General features: G+C 60.8%; 14 protein-coding genes and 2 pseudogenes. 5 read left to right on the forward strand and 11 right to left on the reverse strand.

Features of this window, described 5'->3' with window-relative positions; all coding sequences use genetic code 11:
- Nucleotides 1–280 precede the first annotated feature (280 nt).
- The 3 genes from LDZ24_RS10310 to LDZ24_RS10320 all read left to right on the forward strand — a co-directional run bounded on the left by LDZ24_RS10310 (nt 281) and on the right by LDZ24_RS10320 (nt 3,017).
- Entirely contained in the window at nt 281–1,363 is a 1,083-nt protein-coding gene (locus tag LDZ24_RS10310) for a GlxA family transcriptional regulator (RefSeq protein ID WP_248320366.1), read from the forward strand.
- Between the two features lie 39 nt (nt 1,364–1,402).
- The gene (locus tag LDZ24_RS10315; RefSeq protein WP_248320367.1) at nt 1,403–1,990 is read left to right on the forward strand and encodes a phosphatase PAP2 family protein; all 588 of its coding nucleotides are present in this window, start codon (nt 1,403–1,405) and stop codon (nt 1,988–1,990) included.
- 103 nt (nt 1,991–2,093) lie between these two features.
- Nucleotides 2,094–3,017, forward strand: a complete 924-nt coding sequence (locus tag LDZ24_RS10320) for a LysR family transcriptional regulator (protein ID WP_248320368.1) — start codon at nt 2,094–2,096, stop codon at nt 3,015–3,017.
- A 14-nt stretch (nt 3,018–3,031) separates the two neighbouring features.
- On the opposite strand, the gene LDZ24_RS10325 is transcribed toward LDZ24_RS10320, so the two are convergent.
- From LDZ24_RS10325 to LDZ24_RS10360, 8 genes are all read right to left on the reverse strand, one after another.
- The gene (locus LDZ24_RS10325; RefSeq protein WP_248320369.1) at nt 3,032–4,933 is read right to left on the reverse strand and encodes a nucleoside-diphosphate sugar epimerase/dehydratase; all 1,902 of its coding nucleotides are present in this window, start codon (nt 4,931–4,933) and stop codon (nt 3,032–3,034) included.
- Nucleotides 4,930–5,979, reverse strand: coding sequence for a glycosyltransferase family 4 protein (locus LDZ24_RS10330; protein ID WP_248320370.1), 1,050 nt, complete (start codon nt 5,977–5,979; stop codon nt 4,930–4,932). The genes LDZ24_RS10325 and LDZ24_RS10330 overlap by 4 nt, the downstream gene beginning before the upstream one ends.
- A gap of 123 nt (nt 5,980–6,102) precedes the next feature.
- Complete coding sequence (locus LDZ24_RS10335) at nt 6,103–7,053, reverse strand: SDR family oxidoreductase (RefSeq protein WP_248320371.1); 951 nt, start codon at nt 7,051–7,053, stop codon at nt 6,103–6,105.
- Complete coding sequence (locus LDZ24_RS10340; RefSeq protein WP_248320372.1) at nt 7,050–7,898, reverse strand: glycosyltransferase family 2 protein; 849 nt, start codon at nt 7,896–7,898, stop codon at nt 7,050–7,052. Before LDZ24_RS10340 ends, LDZ24_RS10335 begins: the two co-directional genes overlap by 4 nt.
- Before the next feature lie 1,121 nt (nt 7,899–9,019).
- Complete coding sequence (locus LDZ24_RS10345; RefSeq protein WP_248320373.1) at nt 9,020–9,760, reverse strand: hypothetical protein; 741 nt, start codon at nt 9,758–9,760, stop codon at nt 9,020–9,022.
- Between the two features lie 981 nt (nt 9,761–10,741).
- Nucleotides 10,742–11,215, reverse strand: a complete 474-nt coding sequence (locus tag LDZ24_RS10350; protein ID WP_248320374.1) for a hypothetical protein — start codon at nt 11,213–11,215, stop codon at nt 10,742–10,744.
- A 690-nt stretch (nt 11,216–11,905) separates the two neighbouring features.
- The gene (locus tag LDZ24_RS10355; protein WP_248320375.1) at nt 11,906–12,571 is read right to left on the reverse strand and encodes a nuclease-related domain-containing protein; all 666 of its coding nucleotides are present in this window, start codon (nt 12,569–12,571) and stop codon (nt 11,906–11,908) included.
- A gap of 1,430 nt (nt 12,572–14,001) precedes the next feature.
- Entirely contained in the window at nt 14,002–14,673 is a 672-nt protein-coding gene (locus LDZ24_RS10360; protein ID WP_248320376.1) for a hypothetical protein, read from the reverse strand.
- Between the two features lie 72 nt (nt 14,674–14,745).
- Here LDZ24_RS10360 and LDZ24_RS10365 point away from each other — a divergent pair.
- Nucleotides 14,746–15,530 (forward strand): annotated as a pseudogene (locus LDZ24_RS10365) (transposase); the annotation flags it as partial.
- 452 nt (nt 15,531–15,982) lie between these two features.
- Here LDZ24_RS10365 and LDZ24_RS10370 read toward each other — a convergent pair.
- Complete coding sequence (locus tag LDZ24_RS10370; RefSeq protein WP_248320377.1) at nt 15,983–16,534, reverse strand: hypothetical protein; 552 nt, start codon at nt 16,532–16,534, stop codon at nt 15,983–15,985.
- 658 nt (nt 16,535–17,192) lie between these two features.
- Between LDZ24_RS10370 and LDZ24_RS10375 the strand changes: the two are divergent.
- Nucleotides 17,193–17,382, forward strand: a pseudogene (locus tag LDZ24_RS10375) (Fis family transcriptional regulator); the annotation flags it as partial.
- A 126-nt stretch (nt 17,383–17,508) separates the two neighbouring features.
- Here LDZ24_RS10375 and LDZ24_RS10380 read toward each other — a convergent pair.
- Together LDZ24_RS10380 and LDZ24_RS10385 are read right to left on the reverse strand one after the other, a co-directional pair.
- Nucleotides 17,509–17,649, reverse strand: a complete 141-nt coding sequence (locus LDZ24_RS10380) for a hypothetical protein (RefSeq protein ID WP_244808810.1) — start codon at nt 17,647–17,649, stop codon at nt 17,509–17,511.
- Between the two features lie 78 nt (nt 17,650–17,727).
- Nucleotides 17,728–18,183: a hypothetical protein gene (locus LDZ24_RS10385; protein WP_248320378.1), complete on the reverse strand. Its 456-nt coding sequence runs from the start codon at nt 18,181–18,183 to the stop codon at nt 17,728–17,730.
- Between the last annotated feature and the right edge of the window lie 351 nt (nt 18,184–18,534).

An 18,534-nucleotide genomic window follows, 5' to 3' on the forward strand; every position in this document is an offset into this window, starting at 1 on the left:
GGCTCACCTGTTGAATTGTTGTACGAGGCAGCGCGCCGCCGTGTGAGCATGCGGCCGCCTCTTCGTAGAGTCGCAATCGCCCGATTTCATCAGACGACACGAGTGGCATCAGCTTATTCGCCCGATATCGAAATCATCTGCCAACACATCGTCATTTTCAGACTGGCGACGCGGCGACTGTTCGCTGCCGCGTATAGTGCGTCGCATGTGTGCTTACTTTTCCCGCTTTCGACGTTCTTTCGCGAACAAAGGGGATGAAAGGGAAAAAGGGAGAAAGTCGATGATGTACGCCAGTGGTACGGGCAGGCTCGAAGCGGTGCGCTCGCCCGAACGTCATGCGCCGTCCGCCGACACGGCAAAGCGGATCGGCATTCTGATCTTCGAGGACTTCTCGCTCGTCGAAGTCAGTTCGATCTCCGAGGTCTTCTCGCTCGCGAATGAAGTGCGCCTGCCTTCTGCCGGCGTCGAACGTGGGGAGCCGCACGCTTTCCCGCAGCGCACGCCGAACTATTCGCTGCAGTTCGTGTCAAGCGTGGGGGGCAGCATTGCAAGCAGCTGCTCCATGCGCATCTGGACCGAAAGCATCGAAGCGCGCTGGATGAACGAATGCGATGCGCTTTTCATCGCAGGCGGCGCGGGCGCGCGGCTGGCTCGGCAGGACGCGCTCCTGAGAAAGCAGCTGGGCCGCGTCGCGCCGAAGATCCCGTTCATCAAGGCCATCGGCGAAGGCGCGCATATTCTCGCGGCGGCGAATTTGACGCTGCAGAACCGGTCGCTCGATTTCAACGAAGAGCCGGGCGCGCAGGCATTGTCGTCGGCGCTGTCGCCGGCGTTATCGAATGCGCTGTGCATCGCCGAGCAGACGCTCACGCTCGACGATCCGAAAGGCCCGATCGCCGCGGCGCTCTCGATGGTCAAGCGCGATTACGGCGCGGCCGTGGCGCGCGAAGTTTCGGAGCGGTCCATTCCGGGCGCGTGGCAGAAGCTCGCCATGGTGCTCGACGACAGCGACAGCGTCGGCGTGCGCCAGAAGATCGACGCGGCCGCTCGCTGGATCCGCGAGAACTACGTGAAGCCGATTTCCATCACGGATGCGGCGCGCGTCGCGGCCATGAGCGAACGCAATTTCCTGCGGCGCTTCAAGGCGCAGATCGGGCTCACGCCGTCGGAATACTTGTTGCGCGCGCGTCTGGATGCAAGCTGCATGCTGCTCGCGGCGACGGACTTGCCGGTAGACAAGATCGCGCGGCGCTGTGGCGCGGGCAGCGGCGACGGCCTCGCGAAGATTTTCCGCAAGCGGCTTTCGATTTCGCCGACCGAATATCGGCTCGCCGGCCGCAGAAAGCAGGCGGACAGTTCATAACAACATCGTCACATCGACGGATACCTAAGACGGATACGTATGCAAGAACGGGTACTGTGGATTTTCTCGAATCTCGGGGATGCGGCGCTTTTACTGCCGCTCGCGTTGGTCTGCGCGCTCTGGCTGCGCTCGGTGGACATGCGCCTTGCGCTGCGCTGGGCCGTGCTGCTCGGCATCGGCATGGGCCTCGTCGGACTCTCGAAGATTCTGTATGCGGGCTGCGGGCTGGAACTGGCGGCGGTCAATTTCCGCATGATCAGCGGGCACACCATGCTCGCCGCCTCCATTTACACGGTCGCGGGCGGACTGCTCGCGGGCAGCCTCGGCGGCTGGTGGTATCGGCTGGGCGCGGCGGGCGGCCTCGGCCTCGCGGCGTTAATCGGCGCGAGCCGCATCATTCAGGACGCGCATACGCCGAGTGAAGTCGTCGTGGGCTGGCTGCTCGGCGCGGCCATCGCGACGATGCTGCTCGTGCGCGTGTTCGAGCAGCCGCGCAAGATGCCGCGCGCCGTCGTGGCGGGCGTCGGCCTGCTCGCGGTGTCGTCCATCGCTTACGGACATCACGCGCCGTTTCAGCGGCTGATCGAGCATTACTCGTGGTGGCTGTGCAAGGGGCTCGGCCTCTGACGCGGCTGCGGCGCCCGAGCATCCCTTCTTCGCGCGCGGGAAACGATCCCAAGTATGATCCTCGGTTGATTACAGGCTCATATTCACGATTCGGGATCTCGGGATGGACCGCTTCCTTGCAATGAAAGTGTTCGCGCGCGTGGTCGAGGCGGGCAGCTTTTCGAAAGCCGCCGACGCGCTTCGCCTGCCGCCCGCGAGCGTGTCGCGAACGCTGCAGGCGCTCGAAGCGCATCTCGGCGCGCGGCTGCTCAATCGCACGACGCGCAGCATCAGCATCACCGAAGACGGCGAAGCCTATTACGAGCGATGCGTGCGCGTGCTCGGCGAAGTCGACGACATGGAGGCGTCGCTCTCGCGTTCGAAGCTGAGTCCCAAGGGCAACGTCAAGGTGAGTCTGCCGCAAGTGATGGCGAAGAACACCATCATTCCCGCGCTGCCGGAATTCTTCGCGGCGTATCCCGATATCGGCATCGAACTGGTGCTCACGGACCGGCAGGTGGATCTGGTCGAAGAAGCCGTCGACTGCGTCGTGCGCGTGGGCGCGATCGGCGATGTCGGGCTGGTAGCGAAGCGCATCGGCGCTTATACGCAGATCACGTGCGCGTCGCCGGGTTATATCGAACGATACGGCGAGCCGCAGACGCTCGACGACCTGGACCGGCATCTGGCCGTGGGCTATGTGCTCAACAACTCCGGACGTGTGCGCAACTGGGAGTTTCTCGTGGACGGCGAAACCCGCGCCGTCGCGCTCAAGTACAAGATCGCCGTCAACGACGCCGATTCGTACGTCGCGTGCGGTCTGTCGGGGCTCGGGCTGATCCAGAGTTCGAGCTATACGCTCGATCCGCATCTGAAAAGCGGCGCGTTGCGTCGCGTGCTCGCGGACTATCCGGCGCAACCGCGCGTCGTGTCGGTGCTGTATGCGGCGAACCGGCATCAGCCGCGGCGCGTGCGCGTGTTCATCGACTGGGTCGCGGAACTGTATGCGCGCCTGCCGGCGTTTCAGGAGAGCGAGGCGCGGATCTAGCGGTCCTAGCAGTTCTAGCCGTCGAACGATCGGTTCGCCGCCTTCGCCTTCGTCACCTGCACGCTTTGCAGCACCGGCGCGGCGGCCGTCTGATACTCCGGCACCCATCTGCGCAGATCGCGGCGCACTTCGTCGTCCGACAGCACGCGATGCTGCATGAGCCACGGCAACAGTTCGTCGATGAATCCGTCCGGCACGCCTCGCGCCTGCGCGATGCGCAGTTTCGGATGCGGCGTGCGCGTGGTGGTTTCGTCGTCGGCGAGCAGTTCTTCGTAGAGCTTCTCGCCCGGACGCAAGCCCGTGAACACGATGCGAATCTGCTCTTCGCTATAGCCATAGAGGCGAATCAGGTCGCGCGCCAGATCGACGATGCGCACCGGCTGCCCCATGTCGAGAATGAAGATCTCGCCGCCGCGCCCCATGCTCGACGCCTGCAAGACGAGCTGCGCGGCTTCGGGAATCGTCATGAAGAAGCGCGTGATCTCCGGATGCGTAACCGTCACCGGGCCGCCCTTCGCAATCTGCTGCTGGAACTTCGGGATCACGCTGCCCGCGCTGCCGAGCACGTTGCCGAAGCGCACGGTCTCGAACTGCGTGCGCGGCGCGGTCTGCTGCAACGCCTGACACGTCATCTCGGCGAGGCGCTTGCTCGCGCCCATCACGTTGGTCGGGTTGACGGCCTTGTCGGTGGAAATGAGCACGAAGTGCCGCACGTCATGGCGTATCGCCGAGCGCGCGACGCGCAGCGTGCCGAGCACGTTGTTGCGCACGGCCTGCCATGCGTTCTGCTCTTCCATCAGCGGGACGTGCTTGTAGGCCGCCGCATGGAAGACGATGTGCGGCGTGAACCGCGCCATCGTCTGATCGAGCAGCAGCGAGTCTTTCGCGTCGCCGACCACCGGCACCACGGAGAAGTCCGGAAACTTCTCGTGCAACTCTTCGATCAGGCGGTACATCGCGTATTCGCTCAAGTCATACGCGACGAGTTGCGCCGGCGAGAAACGCAGAATCTGCCGGCACAGCTCCGAACCGATTGAACCGCCCGCGCCCGTCACCATCACGACGCGCCCGTGCAACAGTTGCTCGACGTGCGGCATGTCGATCTTCACCGGCTCGCGGCCGAGCAGGTCTTCGAGGTCGATCTGGCGCACGCGCGAGAGGAAACCGCCCTCGCCTTGCGTCAACTGGTTGAGCGCGGGCAGCACCATCACCTTGACGCCCGCGCGCACGCAAAGCGTCGCGACGCGCCGCTGCTCGTCGACGGAGGAAGACGGAATCGCGATGATCGCGTAGTCGGTCTTGTACTGCTCCGCGACCTTCGACAAGTCGCTGAACGACCCGAGCACCTTGTGGCCGAGCACTTCGCGGCCTTGCTTGGCGGGATCGTCGTCGAGCAGGCCGACGAGACGCCATTCCGACGACCGCGCGAGTTCGCGCGCCAGCATCGCGCCCGCCGTGCCCGCGCCCAGCACGATCACCGGCTTGCCCTGCCCGACGAGGCCGCCGTACAGATAGAACTCCTTGCCCGCGCGATACAGCGCCCGCGCGCCGCCCATCGCGAGGAACAATAGCAGCGGCGCGACGATCAGCACCGAGCGCGGAATGACGGGCGTGGGCTGCGCCATGACAGCGCCGATCATTACGACGAGCGCGCCGACCACCACCGACTTCGAAATGCGCATGAGATCGGGCAGGCTCGCGAACACCCACATGCCGCGATACAGCCCGAAGACGCGGAACATGACGCCGTACACGGGCAGCACCCAGGTCAGCGCGACCAGCGCGCCGTGCCGGAAGTCATGCGGCACCGTGCCGTTGAAGCGGATCAGGTAAGCGGCAAGCCAGGTGCCTGCGACCGCGCAAAGGTCGAACGTGAAGGCGCCTGCGGAAAGCCATGAAGCTTTGAATCGAATCATCCGCGACTACCTCGAGAGTGTTCGGAGGCCAGCGCCGCGTGGCGCCGCCAGCATGTATCGACTGCGAGTCCCGCCACCACCAGAACGATAGCCCAGGCCGCGACCGCGACCCACTGCGCCACCGGCGCAAACGCGAGCGCCAGGTTGGCCAGAACGACGCCCGCCAGCATCAGCGCGTACCACGCGAGCGCGGTGCGGGCGTGGCCGACGCCGAGCCGCACCATGCGCTGATAGTAATGCTCGCGATGCGCCTGCCAGAACTGCTCGCCGCGCGCGAGCCGCCGCAGCAGCGTGACCGATGCATCGCCGATGAATGGCGCAAACACGAGCGCCGGAAACCACACCGGCCACGTGCCTTTCAGCCAGCCCCAATAACCGAGTGCTCCTGCGAAGAATCCTAGAGGAATCGACCCTGAATCGCCTAGAAATATTCGTGCCGGATGGAAGTTGAAGAGCAGAAATCCCGCTGCCGCGCCCGCGATGGCCGCGCTGGCGACGCCCAGATCGATCTGCGGTACGGGCCCGGACAGCGCCGCGACCGCGTAGCCGCCGAAACCGATGAGCGCCATGCCGCCTGCGAGCCCGTCCGAACCGTCCATGAAGTTGTAAAGATTGACGAGCCAGACCATCAGGAAGCCGACCGCGACCAGCGCCCACCACGGCACCGGAGCGGGGTTCAGCGCGATCAGCAATGCCACGGCGGCGACGTGCGCCCCGAACCGCACGCGCGCAGGCAGGCCGCGGCGATCGTCGATCTGCGACACGGCGGCGAGCGCGGCGGCGAGCACTGCGGCGAGCCACATCGACGGCGTGAGCAGCAGCATCGCGATGACGGCGACCGGCACGATGCCCCAGCCGCCGACACGCGGCGTCGGGCGGGTGTGCAGCGAACGATCGTTCGGGATATCGGTGGCGAGCCGCCACGCGAGACCGGTGCGCAGCAGCGCGAAAAGGATCGACGCGCAGACTCCGAGCGACGCAGCCGCAACCCATACGGCTGCTGTCCACGGCGAATGCACGAGGAAAGGAAACAGCGAGGCACTCATTTCCCGATTGGCCTTGTGTACGTTTTTTTAGCTAAGCCGATGATGCCGGTTCCGCGCTGACCCGCGTGTTACCGCCACTTATCGGTTGTTACCGGACGTTAACTCGCCGCGACCCGGCGGGAATTAGCGTCCTTCTGCCGCACGTTGCTGGAGAAACCACGCGGCGGTGGCTGCGAGACCCGCCTCCAGCGAGTACGAGGGGCGCCAGCCTAGCACATCGCGGATATGCGCCGAATCGACACGCAAGCTGCCGGTGAGCCGCTCGACCTGCGCGGTTTTGCCGGTGAGCCGCCCCGCCGCTTGCAACAGCCCGACCGGCACGGGCAGAAGACGCGCCGGACGCTTCAGATGGTGCCCGAGCCGGCGCGCGAGTTCGGCGACGCCGGGATCCTCGCCGTCGGTTACGTGGAAGATCTGGCCGGCCGCGCGGGGATTCGTCGCGCATTCGACGAGCGCGCTCGCCAGGTTATCGACATAGACGAGGCTTCGTTGCGCCGTCACCGCGCCGATGGGCAGCGGCATGCCCTTCGCGATGGCCCGCATCAGCGCCAGGAAGTTGGCGCGCACCTCGGGCCCGTAGACGAGCGGCGGACGCGCGATCACGATTTCGAGCCCGGTGCGCGCGCCGAACTCCTGAAGCCTGACTTCGGCTTCCGCTTTGGAGACGCCATACGCGTCCGGCGGACGGCGCTCGTCGGTTTCCTTCAGCGGCTCGCCGTGGTCGAACTCCGCCAGCGCCTTGATGCTGCTCACGAAGACGAAGCGCGTCGCGCCGGCGCGACGGGCGGCGTCGGCGGTCTGAAGCGCCCCGTCGACATTGACCGCGCGGAACGCGGCGAGCGGATCGGCGGCGGCGTCGCGCATGACGTGCACGCGCGCGGCGAGGTGAATCACCGCATCGCAGCCTTCGAAGACGGCGGGCGTGATGGCATCGAGCGATTCTATTTGAACGGTATGCGGCCCCGCGCTCTGACGAACAATGCCGAGCGGTTCTCTGGCCGCGTCGAGCAAGGCCCGCGTGACCGCGCGGCCGACGAAGCCGTTGGCGCCCGTGACGGCGATGCGCCCGGTCATAGCCATTTCCAGCCGAAGCGGCTGAAGAACTTGTACGCCGACGCCATGAAGAGCTTGATGTGCGTCCAGCCCTTGCCCGCCGCGTCGCCGCCATGATGCAGCACGCGCACGGACGGCACGTACGCCACGCGCGCGACGTCGTGCGTGCGCAGGCTCAGGTCGTAGTCTTCGAAATAGAGGAAGTAGCGCGGATCGAAACCGCCGAGTTTCTTCAGCACTTCGGTGCGAAACAGCATGAAGCAGCCGCTGACGATGGGCGGGTCCCAGACGATGTCCTTGTCTCCGATCACGTCGCGCATTTCGTATCGCGCGAGTCGCGCTTTGAATGGCTTTCTCATGCTCCGTGGAAGGAAGCCGCGAATGAAGAGGTCGAACACTGTCGGGTAGCGGCGGCAGAGGTATTGCCGGCTGCCGTCGTCTTCGATGATCTGCGGCGAGAGCAGACCGACTTCCGGGTGCGCGTCCATGAAAGTCAGCGCGTGCGTGAGCGCGTCGGCGTCGAGTTCGATGTCGGGGTTCAGGATCAAGTGGTAACGGCTCGATGCGCGTTCGATGGCGAGGTTGTGGCCTCGGCCGTAGCCTACGTTGCCTTGGCCTTCGATCACGTGAGTCTGGCGCGCAGCTTCCCGGGCGAACGCGGATAGGTCGAATCCATCGTCTGTGCCGTTGTTTATTAAATACAGTGGTGCAGAGGCGCTTTGATCGGCAAGCGACAGGCGATGCAGCGCGGTATCGAGCGTATGCAGCGTGCGTACGAGGAGTTGCCGATGCGGGCGGTACACAACGAGGGATACGCTTATCAATGGGGCTGAGCCTGCGCTGGCGTATTGGGAGTTCAACTGCATCCTTGGTGACTGAATCCTGGATCTGCGGCATGTTTCGTCGGACGACGCATGCGGCATTTTCCCTGAAATCGGCCGCGCGTAGGAAATAATCGAACGCGGCTAATGCCGGCGGGATCGATGGCCCTGCGCTACTCTAGACGCCTGCGAACCGAGAATTCTCCGAAGGTGCTCGTCTCGGCGCTCTTTCAAACGTTAGTGAATTCATGCGCGAAGCAAATGCTTGAGAGCAATCAGCGTATGAGCGTTGGGCTCTTGCAAGCGCGCGCGCTACTCTCTCTGATTGGCATGACGCGGCCTCCACCGCGTCACCGTCACGTTGAAAGAACGACGTGTGCTTCGAAGTTCCGATAGGGAGGACGGTTGTGAACAGGTGGACCCGCAGTTCAGGAGGCGCCGAAATCGAATTCGACGCAGCAAGTCACTTGACTTACTCGCTGCTTCAATCTCATCTCTATTCCGGAACCATTGGTGTCGATCGCGGAAGAATACACTGGCATATCCGGTCATTTTCTTGGGGTGAGGATTGGATTTCTCAAGACTAGCAAGAGGCCTAGGTTCAACACAGATTAACTCCGTACCGTGACCCCTGCGCCTCGCTTCCCCTTTCACGATGGAATTGCACGCGCAATGACATCACTGATGCGCCACGAGAAACTAATACAAGCAACGACGCGGACAAGCGCCGTTGCTGTCAGCGTTTAACGCTGCGGCCGGCGCGCGCTCTCCGCTCTTCTCTAACAGCGTGCACCGCGAATCGGTTTTATTAATGCGCCTGCGGCTCTGGGACGCTGCTTCCGCGAGGGCCTGCGGAGCCTGAGTGCTGCCGGACGCACGCGTGCTATGACTTGCAGCCCCCAACGAAAAGGAGCAGCGACTGAGGATACGTCCGCGCGGACGCCACGACCAGCTTTGTGTTCACCCAAGTCCAATCACAATCTTTTCAAGCGCTATTGCTAGGACGGGTGCGCAACGGTAAGGCTGCCGCTCCGATTCGCGTGAGCCCGACTGCAGTGAGCAACATACCGGGCCTTCGATGGCAAGGATGCGCGCGCTAGATCCGGAACAATCGTTATTCAACAGACGCCACGTAACGATAATACCTATGGCGACCCCATCGCCCACTACCCATCTATCCGCGATATCTGAGACTTAACATGTAGCCAGATTGACAACTGCCGCTCCACGTACTTGCGAAAGATGTTATCGCCATTGCGTGCAAGGGTCGTAACTGTATTGGCTGTCGCATGCCGCCAATGGCCGAAAACGAGCACGGTGTCGTTTCGCTTGAGCGGATGCAACCATTCAGCTTGACTGGTCCATGCCGTAGCGCGCGCGAGTTCTCCCACCGTTGAGTCACGAAAATATGGCTGTGCTGCTGACGGCTTCATATGCAAGGCATACAAAGATCGACCATGTCTTTCAATGGACTCTATGTTGGACACCGTACCCACAAGCGTGACCGGAAAAGAAGTTGCAGTCTTACCGAGCCAACGATAGGCTGCGAGGAACCGCGCTTCGTCGTAATAGAAGTCTTCCCAGGTTACTGACATCCCATTGAAGACGAACTGGAGACGCTCACTCAGATCGGAATCGCTCGCACACAAACTTCGAAGTTCAATAACTCGCTTCGCCGCGTTAATGTAGGCAGACAGAAGATGGCGAGGGTCGCTTGAAAACAACGCACTGCCGTGTCCTGCCATATCGCCATTCGGAGATATTCTCGGACGCTTTGAATCCGTGTCCACGTCGCGTATATCATCAATCGCAAGCAGCCGAAAACGATATTGTCCTCGTGCGATGGCCTGCACGAGACCAAACGAACGACGCGCAATGACTTTTAGTTGCTCGTGGACATCGAACATGCAGCGCTCGTTATGCACCCCCTTCGGAAACAAGCGGAAATAAGCCTTGACCGCGTAGGCTTTGCCCCGACTCTCGCGTGCGTGCTGCGGAACGTAACTGACGGGCGCGCTGCAAGACACACATCTCAACGGCGGAGGCTCTTGGAGAGAACCGATCGTCTCGGCGGAGACTTCTTGCCCGTCCATTGTCCTAGCTACCCACATTCTTGCAGCCATCTCTTTCCCTCCTTGTTCATTTGCGAGACACGGTGAAGACCGTGCAATGACGCGATGATTTGATGCCACTTCCTTTTCTTTCAGCGCGCGCGAGTCAACCCTCGCGTCTCTGCGTGCGCTGACCCCAAGACGAGATCGCGGGGCGGATACGAAAGTGCGGGCGACGGCTCGCTTGGTGAAGCCTCGGCTGGCACCTTCCGAAAGCGATCGCGCTAGCCCGGCGCCGATCTTTTTCCGCGCGATGCTGTTTACGGTGGGGTTACGTCGCTGCTCTTCGGTTGTGGCAGCGGTGACGGTGATGAGCGTCCCGTTGCCGACGAACGCCGCTCGCCAACAACGACAACTGAGTTCGTGGGCACCGGAGGCACCCTCGCCCTTGCATTTCGCTGTGCGTCGGTCTTCTAACCCCTGCCCTCGTAGGCCGGGCAAAGCAGAGCATCCCGGTTCGAGTACGCCGACGACCGAGGCTGCACAACGCCTTAGAGATTGACGGTTAGAGGATTCTGTCGCTGGAGCAACGAAGGGCGCACTGCGGCGCATGGCCCGGCGGCTATGACAACCGGAATTCTGAGCAAGACGTGAGTGCCCGGATTGATTGGACCCGTAAGTGGCGCGAGCGGAATCGCCAGTCGGCAATGAGGCAGACCACGCCAAGCGGCGTGGTCTGCACAAACAACGTCGATCGAGTTTGAAGTCAACGTCGCGTCGACGAACGGCCGAACCACTGCAAAGAAGAAGCCAATGAGGCAAGCTTCAGCATTATCGTCACGTCGATTCGTTGTCACCCGGAAAGCACATATGTCCGATGATGAACAGAGCCGCGGACGTGACGCAAAGCAACGCGATTTCAACGATGAAACCTGCGTCCCAGTCCTTGCTTGACTGAACGAGGTAGCACGCGCCGATCAACGAAAAGGCACTCAGCATATGGGCGAAGCGCCGATTGAGTCGCCGTTGAGCGCGATTGGGAGTTGCGACACTTTTCAGCGTCGTGACTAGACGCTCACCCAAAGGCAGCTTGGCCCCCACCGCAAGTTCGCCGTCGGGGGCGCCTGTTACGCGATAGGTGACGCCGTCTACCGAAACTCGAATCGACGAGCGGCGCTCTGCCTTCTCGAGTTCGGTAAGCATCGCGCTCAAGCGCGGCGGCAGCAAAATGCGGGATGAAGCCTGAACGACAACACGGTCGGTCAGGATCAAGCCACCTGCATAGCGGACTTCTAGTACGGCGAGTTTCATAAAGCCTCCTTGGCTAATAAAGTAGCGGCCTTCGGCGGTTTGCCGGGCCAGACTACGGTGGTGAAATAAGACAGCGGTGGATCGTGCGCGACCCATCACTGATCGCGCAGCGAACGAGCGTGGCGGCGAGATGCTGAAAACGGATGACGAGCAACGTCCTGCGACCACGCGTGCGCAGGCGTGGCCGTCGAACAGATAACGGTGTTGGTGCGAGACAACGGCTTCGTTCCGGCCGCAAGCGCGCTTGTCTTGCACGGAAACACGAAAGACGACGCGACTGGGGACCGGCGCTCGGATACAACGATGGGAAACGGTGGCGGGTCGCTCAATGAACTCGCGTGCGAGCCGGGACTGCAAATTCCCCGAGCCGCCAGGTATAAAAGGAGTGGCAAGCGCGCGTCAGCCATGCGCTTGGCTAAGGTCGATGCGTGAATACGCGGTAGGTGCAGCCAATATAGCGGCCCCATTTGATCGTTTCCGCTGGAAAGCTTCGTAAAAACGGCGTCTTTTCGGTCTGCTGGCGGATAGCGACGTCACGGAGCGGGCGACTCGAGCGGCGGTTGCGGTTCGAGGGCGATAGAGCTCCGTTGGCCCGACGCCGCGCCATTAGCAACTTTCGAGGGTTGGCCCGCGCTTCAAGTGGCGGCCGCAGCGCTGAGATACAACGAAACAGCAATTCGGGTGGCGGTATCACGGGCGCGTGCGCCTGCGGGAGCAAGACCAGTCGATATGGGAAGCCAGGGTGTCCGCATCCAAATAGCGCCGGTGCATTGTTCGGAAGCGGTTCAACCTCGTGCGCACGAAGTAGTGCAAGTCTGACAAGACCAAGACGCTCTCCGGCACAGTCGGATGCAGGCTGCAGCCTCTTTTGCCGAAAACGGCGATACTCTCAACCGGACAGTCATGCTGAGACAGCACCGACCGCAAATGCCGCACGGCCGGCTTCGCTCGGCGCAGCGGCGATGTATGAATCGTCACGTCGCCGCGGTCATCGACAACGGCAAGTTCATCTTCGTTGGTTCTTGGTTTGACTAGGCCTGTCCAGTGGACGTGGTTCACGACGAACACGCCAAACGGTGTGATCGCGAGGCAATCAACCTGCGTTGTCGGGTTCTTGGTGCCCGGTGCATGTTCGAGTTCGATTGAATGGCGCACATGCGCCCGGCCATCGCACGCATGCTGAAAGATCGGCGCAATGCGCATCAGCAACGCGCGGCTCACGCGTTGACGGTTTTTCGCTGCGTTGGTCGCGTCTTTCCTTGTCCTGCGGGAATGGCTGAAGGTTTCGTCAGCGGCGCTGGCCGTCTCGTTCGGTAGGTCGTGCGTCGGCATTCGGTCTTGGTCGTGCTTTCTCATTTGGTCCCTCGGCTTTCGTTCATGGGGTGGACTTCCAAGAAAAGTCATCGCATGCCACTGCGATCTCATTTGCAAGTCAGGCCGCCTACCGCGCCGCCAGGTTGTCGGCATAGCTCGACCGAGCGTCATTGAGTGAGGCGAGCGGTAATAGGCGAATAAGAAGGTGGGTAGGTTGCGCTACGAAAACACCGCCGGGCGAACCTACGCGCACTGACACTCGTGCGGCTCGCTCTCCAGCAGCAACCTTCGCAATGCCGCGATGCGTTGCTGCTGAGCTGGAATGAGGCAGGTCTTTTGCTTAATTCGCTCAAGCCGTGCGAGCCAATAAGACCGAGGCAGGTACGCAGGTAGAGACGGGCCGTGAGTGCTAGCGACGTGACAAATCACCGCTTCAAGATGTCGGATTTCGGCGTCCGCGCAGCGCGCGGGCAGACGCACCGTAGGGGACGGTACGCTGACGGCAGAAGGACCTGTTGATCGTGCTAACCCTTGCCGGAGGGGATGCTTGCGCGCTGCACGCACTGGCGTGCGAGTGCGTTTGCGGTCGGACGGGTGCTCCGTCGAACCGCGAATATCAGTCGGTCTCGCTCGTTGGGGCGAATGCGCGTGGCACAAACGTTTCTGTATTGGCATGTCTGAATGGATCTGGTTAGGACAGATCCAGCATGCCTGCTGCTTCAAAAAGTCAAGGCAGCGCCTGGGCTTGGCGACAGACAGTTGCAGAAAGTCAAATGGCGCCCGCCAAGCGCGGTAGCACACAGCACAAACCTCTCGCCTTCTGAATCGATCGTCGAAACGACGCTAAACAAGGAGGCCGCGCCATGCCCAGGGCTGCCGTCCCTTAAAGCGTACGAGGAACGTCGGCCGCGCTTAGCAGTTCGGCGGCGTGCCCGACGCTGCTTCGAAAATACTGTTCAACGCACTTCTTGCTTGCCGCACGTTCCAGAAAATAGATACGCAATGACTTGCTCCGAAGGCATAGATCCTTCCTGCCATCGTTCAAGGTCTGATAGTCTGGGATCGACAAGCGCCGGGCGCCATCACCACACCGTTAGCATTACTACGTTCTAGACTGCGCACGGACCGTTCGGCACCGTGGTAGACGCCCGAGAAGTTAATGACGTAGAGCGCAATATCAGAGGGTGGTTGCGAGTTACATGAATCCATGCGCCTTCTCCCGCCGATATCGAGCTACGACGGCAGGCATTGGTCGGGGGATGCGACGAATTGTCGGGGCAACACACCGACCTCGCGAACGATTCGAACGCAAGCGAAGATGGACGCGCGTTCGTCAGCCAAAAAATTGGGGGCGAGGACGGGTGTAGCCGCCTTTTGTGCCTTTTCAATAGCGACCGCGCGCAAAGCCGCTAGGCCAGCCGAGGTGAGTCCCGCGCACCGAAAGACCCTAGCCTCGGGGCACCTCGGATGAATCACGATGGACGCGGGCGGAATGTACTTGGCAGCCGGTCCACAAAAGGCATAGCCGCGCGCTGAGTGCTACACATTCCGCGCATGAACGCAACAAACTCCACATCTGTGACACGCTTCTTCAAGACCTTGCAGATCGCCTTCTCGATCTCACGGCGGTATCTGAGAATCAATTTCGGATCTTTACATTCGATAACAAGCCGATTCGGGCCACGTCCCTTCTTGATCTGGATACGCCTGAAGGAGCTCGCGGGCCGAATATTCTCGTCGTTTATTTCGGACAAGATGTTGTCGGCAGTGCGCCCGCCTACGTCGTACATAGAGTCCTTAAATCGCGCCCGCAAAAGTAGTTCGTCGACGCCGAGTTCGCGCTTAAGCGCGAGCAGCTTTCGCCCGACAGCAAAGGTTAGCGCGTTTTCATGAAACAGATGGCGGATTGAATCTGGCAGCTCGCGGATGGCAACGGCGTCGCTGATATTTCGTCGCGATATACTCAGTGCCTTCGCGCATGCACTGAAAGAACTCCATTCTCCTTGTGTCACCCCAAGGTGATAGCGGTCAGAAATGTTTTTCGGGAGATCTAATGTGCGGGACACAATCTTCTCTGGATCTTGTCCAGACCATCGCAGCATTTTCTTTGACTCCAGTGCTTGCCCTTTGACGATACTTAGCACCGCCCTTGACCTGCCCCGGTAATCTGAGACCGAATTGATCTAGGATAACGGCGCATCCATACGGAGCGCGTCATGAAGAAGAGTCGATACAGCGATGAGCAGATTGTTCGGATCTTGCGGGAGGCCGACAGTGCGCCAATTGCCGAGGTGGCCAAGCGACACGGTGTCAGCGACGCATCGATTTACGCGTGGCGCAAGCGATTTGGCGAAATGGTCAGTGACGACGTCAAGCGATTGAAGGCATTAGAGCTCGAGAACAACCGACTGAAGAAGCTGGTGGCGGAGCGCGACCTGGAGATCGAGGTCATGAGGGAGATTTCCGCAAAAAAATGGTAAGCGCACAGGCGCGCCGCGAGCAAGCCCGCTATGCCATTTCGCGCGGGCTGAGCCAACGACGCGCGTGTGCGCTGATTGACGTCAGTCGCGCCAATCTCGGTTACGTCAGCATCATGCCGGGCAAGAACGGCCCAATCGTGGAGATGATGCGACGCCTCTCGGGTGACTATCCCCGCTTCGGCTCGCGGCGCATCCGCATCATGCTGGCTCGCGAAGGGATCGTCATCGGCAAGGAGCGGTGCAGCCGATTGTGGGCGCAAGCCGGTCTTCAAGTGCCTCGCAAACGACGCCGACGCCGCATTGCCGGTTCGCGTCCCCGGCCGCTCGCACCGAGCGCTCGCAACGCCGTATGGAGTTACGATTTCGTCTTCGACGCGTGTGCCAACGGCCAGCAACTAAAGTGTCTGACGGTCGTTGACGAGTACACGCGTGAATGTTTGGCCATAGATGTGTCTGGCTCGATCCGATCGGCTAGAGTCATTGATGTGTTGAGCAAGCTGATCAGCGTTCACGGCGCGCCTCGCTATATCCTAGCGTCGCCGCCACACTCTCCTCCGCTTTCGTCGTTGTACCCCCCGCTCTCAAGTTGAACCAGTAAGATACTGGGCGACAGAGTTCATCCTGATAGCGGCACTTCGCTCGTGCCCTGACGAACTGCAACTCCATGAATTAGCACGGGTAAAGTCCGAATATTGTGAAATCGACTCGGTGCATCCACGTGATCAAACTTCGCATCGGCGGCTTACAAAGCGCTACCTCACACGCATTGGGTCGCATAACGTTCTTGGCGGGATGCAGTGCCACATCCCAAATGCTCGCCGTGTCGTGACGGACCCGTCCCGGCGAGGCATGGCGAATCTGCGAGTTGATGCAATGGTTGGCCGACCGGTGTCGGGACTGCGCCGGTTCAAGCAACCGACTTAGCCAACCATCGCGCGCGCGGCTCTCGTCAGGCACCAAGCCGGTACCATGCCTACGCCTCAGCCACTTCCTCGTCCCAATCACGACACCCCTGCCGGATGCGTGCACTGATTTGGTTGACGTCGAAGAAGGACCACTGCACCCCAACGAACGGGGCATACCGTTGTCGCAGGAACTGGTCGAGTTCGTGAAGTTTCATAATTGAAGGGGGCAGGTCGAAATCGATCTTGCATGCGTCGTCGGTTGTGATGGCGATGGCCTCGACAGGGCACTGAATATCGGCCAACAGCGCGGACAAGAAATGCACGACTGGCGCGGCTTGCCAAAGGGGACAGCGAATGGCGTGCTCCGTGTCGGACTGGGTGACGAGCAGCTCATTTGCTTTGGTCGTCAAGCTTAGCGTTCCGACCGACTGGATGTGGGTGATGACGAACACCCCGAAGCGAGTAACAGCCACGCAGTCGGCGCCTGCAGCCCCGCCGGAGAATCCCTGACTGGTCTGAACCATCATGTGTTCGAGCAACGCATAGCGGTTCAGTAGCAACGGAGCGAAAATTGCGCGAAGCTTGCGCGAGAACTGGGCGTACTCGCGCCGGCGTTGCATAAGCGAGGGCTCCTTTTGATAACCCTCGGGATACCCGAGGTACGCCTGCGTTGGAAAAAAGGCGGTAGGCTGCGTTTGAGCATGCGAGCGGGATCGTCTTGACATTGCAAAGCTCCAGGTCTGCGGTGGTCACTCGTTTTCGATTTATCGTTTCAGGTGCTGCAAGAGCAATCTTAGGTTCGACGCCACGCATCAGGAGGTCGGAAAGATCACTATTTCGATAGCTCTTTCACTAAAAAGGAAGCGCCATCGGTCGTCAGGCATTGCGTTTTGCTTCATACGCCGCGACGCGCTATGTAGGGTGCGGTGTTAAACGGGCTGCAAAGCGCGAACGTAACGTTGAACGCGTCGAAATAATCGGCGATGGAGCTAATTGCTGGGGTTGACCAAATATGCTCACCGCATCCGGACAGCCAAGGCGCAATTTGTTCACGTAAGGGGTGACAGACGCGCGTATAGCCGTATGTCCTTCCTGCATGCGCTAATGAAGTTATGCAAACCCGTTATTAGATTGCCGTGGTGTCTGCAATAACGTGTTCGGAAAGCGCTGTTGAATCTTGTGTAAGCATCGGCGGAAACCGGCCGCGTACGTCCGCGCGTAAGAAGCATGCAAGGCGACCGACTAAAAGCTCGTTCTCTGCGATGTTGTTGGCCGAAGGCGCAGCACGAGGAGGCAAAGCGTCAAGTGGTCGAAGCGGCCGGCCATAGTCGTCCATCGATAGCGAACGCGTACCTGTCCCATTGATCGGTTCAACGGCAACAAAAGAGCTGCCGCTAACTTCCTTGAGATCTCGCGGCAGAGCGTCTATCGAATTCTCGAGCGCAGCGGCAAGTGTGACAATGCATAAAGTGCCGGATTGTCACACCAAAAATATCCGAAATTTCCTTTTGTTTTCAAGATGTTGACCGAAAACGTCTCGCGCAAGGTGAATTATCACTGATAATGCCCCCGCGCTCAATCCCTCGCTTTCCGGTCAATTTAAGAGCCAATCCAGCGACCGGCTCGTCATAGCGTGATAGGTGAGAATGGCGGCCAAGGCGAGCACCACAGCGATCTGCGGTGCGAGCTTTGCGCGCAGGCGGTAAGCGGCGCGAAGGTAGTCGATCGGCGACATGTTGTTTCCCCTGGTGGCGGTTGCTGGCGCCAACTGGCCAGCACCAAACCAGTATGAAGGCACAAGCCAGAAGTCAAGTTACCAGCGATTGCGGTCCGGCAGATCGTCAACCGCGAGGTTCACGCTGTTCGCGAAACTGCCCTCATCACCGCCCGTTGCGGGAATGCGCGGAAATTGAATCGAGGCTATGCCGTGGATGTAGACGCGTTTAGCAAGTTGCTGGAGCTCCCGGTATCTCGCAGCATCGTCGAGCACTTTGTCGACAGGCCAAAATTCGCTCAAGGTAATCTTGCTGTCGACGATTTTCGCAGCGAGCATCGCGAAAACTGGGCCGCGCTTCTCCCAGTCGCCTTCCGTTCGTGCCAAGAGGTTGATAAGGAACGGCGCATCCAGGGCGCTGACTTCTTTCCTGATCAGCTTGAGCAGATCGCCTTCCTTCGCAGGAGGACGCCGCGTCCGGGCGTTCGAGATCGCGCCAGCCTGCGCAAGGGCCGCGTGCCGGTCGTCTCCGATTGCGATCCACGGCGTTTGCATGCCGCAGTCTTCGCAAAAAATGCAGCAAACCTTTTCACGCGGGATCGCAAAGAGCGAGCGCGCTCTGAGGTCGTTTAACTGCGGAGCAGCTCGGTCGTCGTTGGCGAAAAGGGTGTGGGCGGATGCATTATAGCGACGCTCGTTTCCGGCCAAAGTTAGGAAACAACCCGAACACTACAGCACCTTACAGACCACACGGCGACGCGGTTAGCGGCGATTGCGTTGTAATGCTCGTGGGTGAACAAGCGGTTAGGGGAATGGTCGGTTGCCCGTCAAGGAAAGGCCGTGCGCGACAACTACGACCCGCGCGAGACGACACGCTGCAAGAGACGCACACTTGCACAGCGCTTT

This window comes from Caballeronia sp. Sq4a (assembly GCF_023170545.1).
GTDB lineage: Bacteria > Pseudomonadota > Gammaproteobacteria > Burkholderiales > Burkholderiaceae > Caballeronia.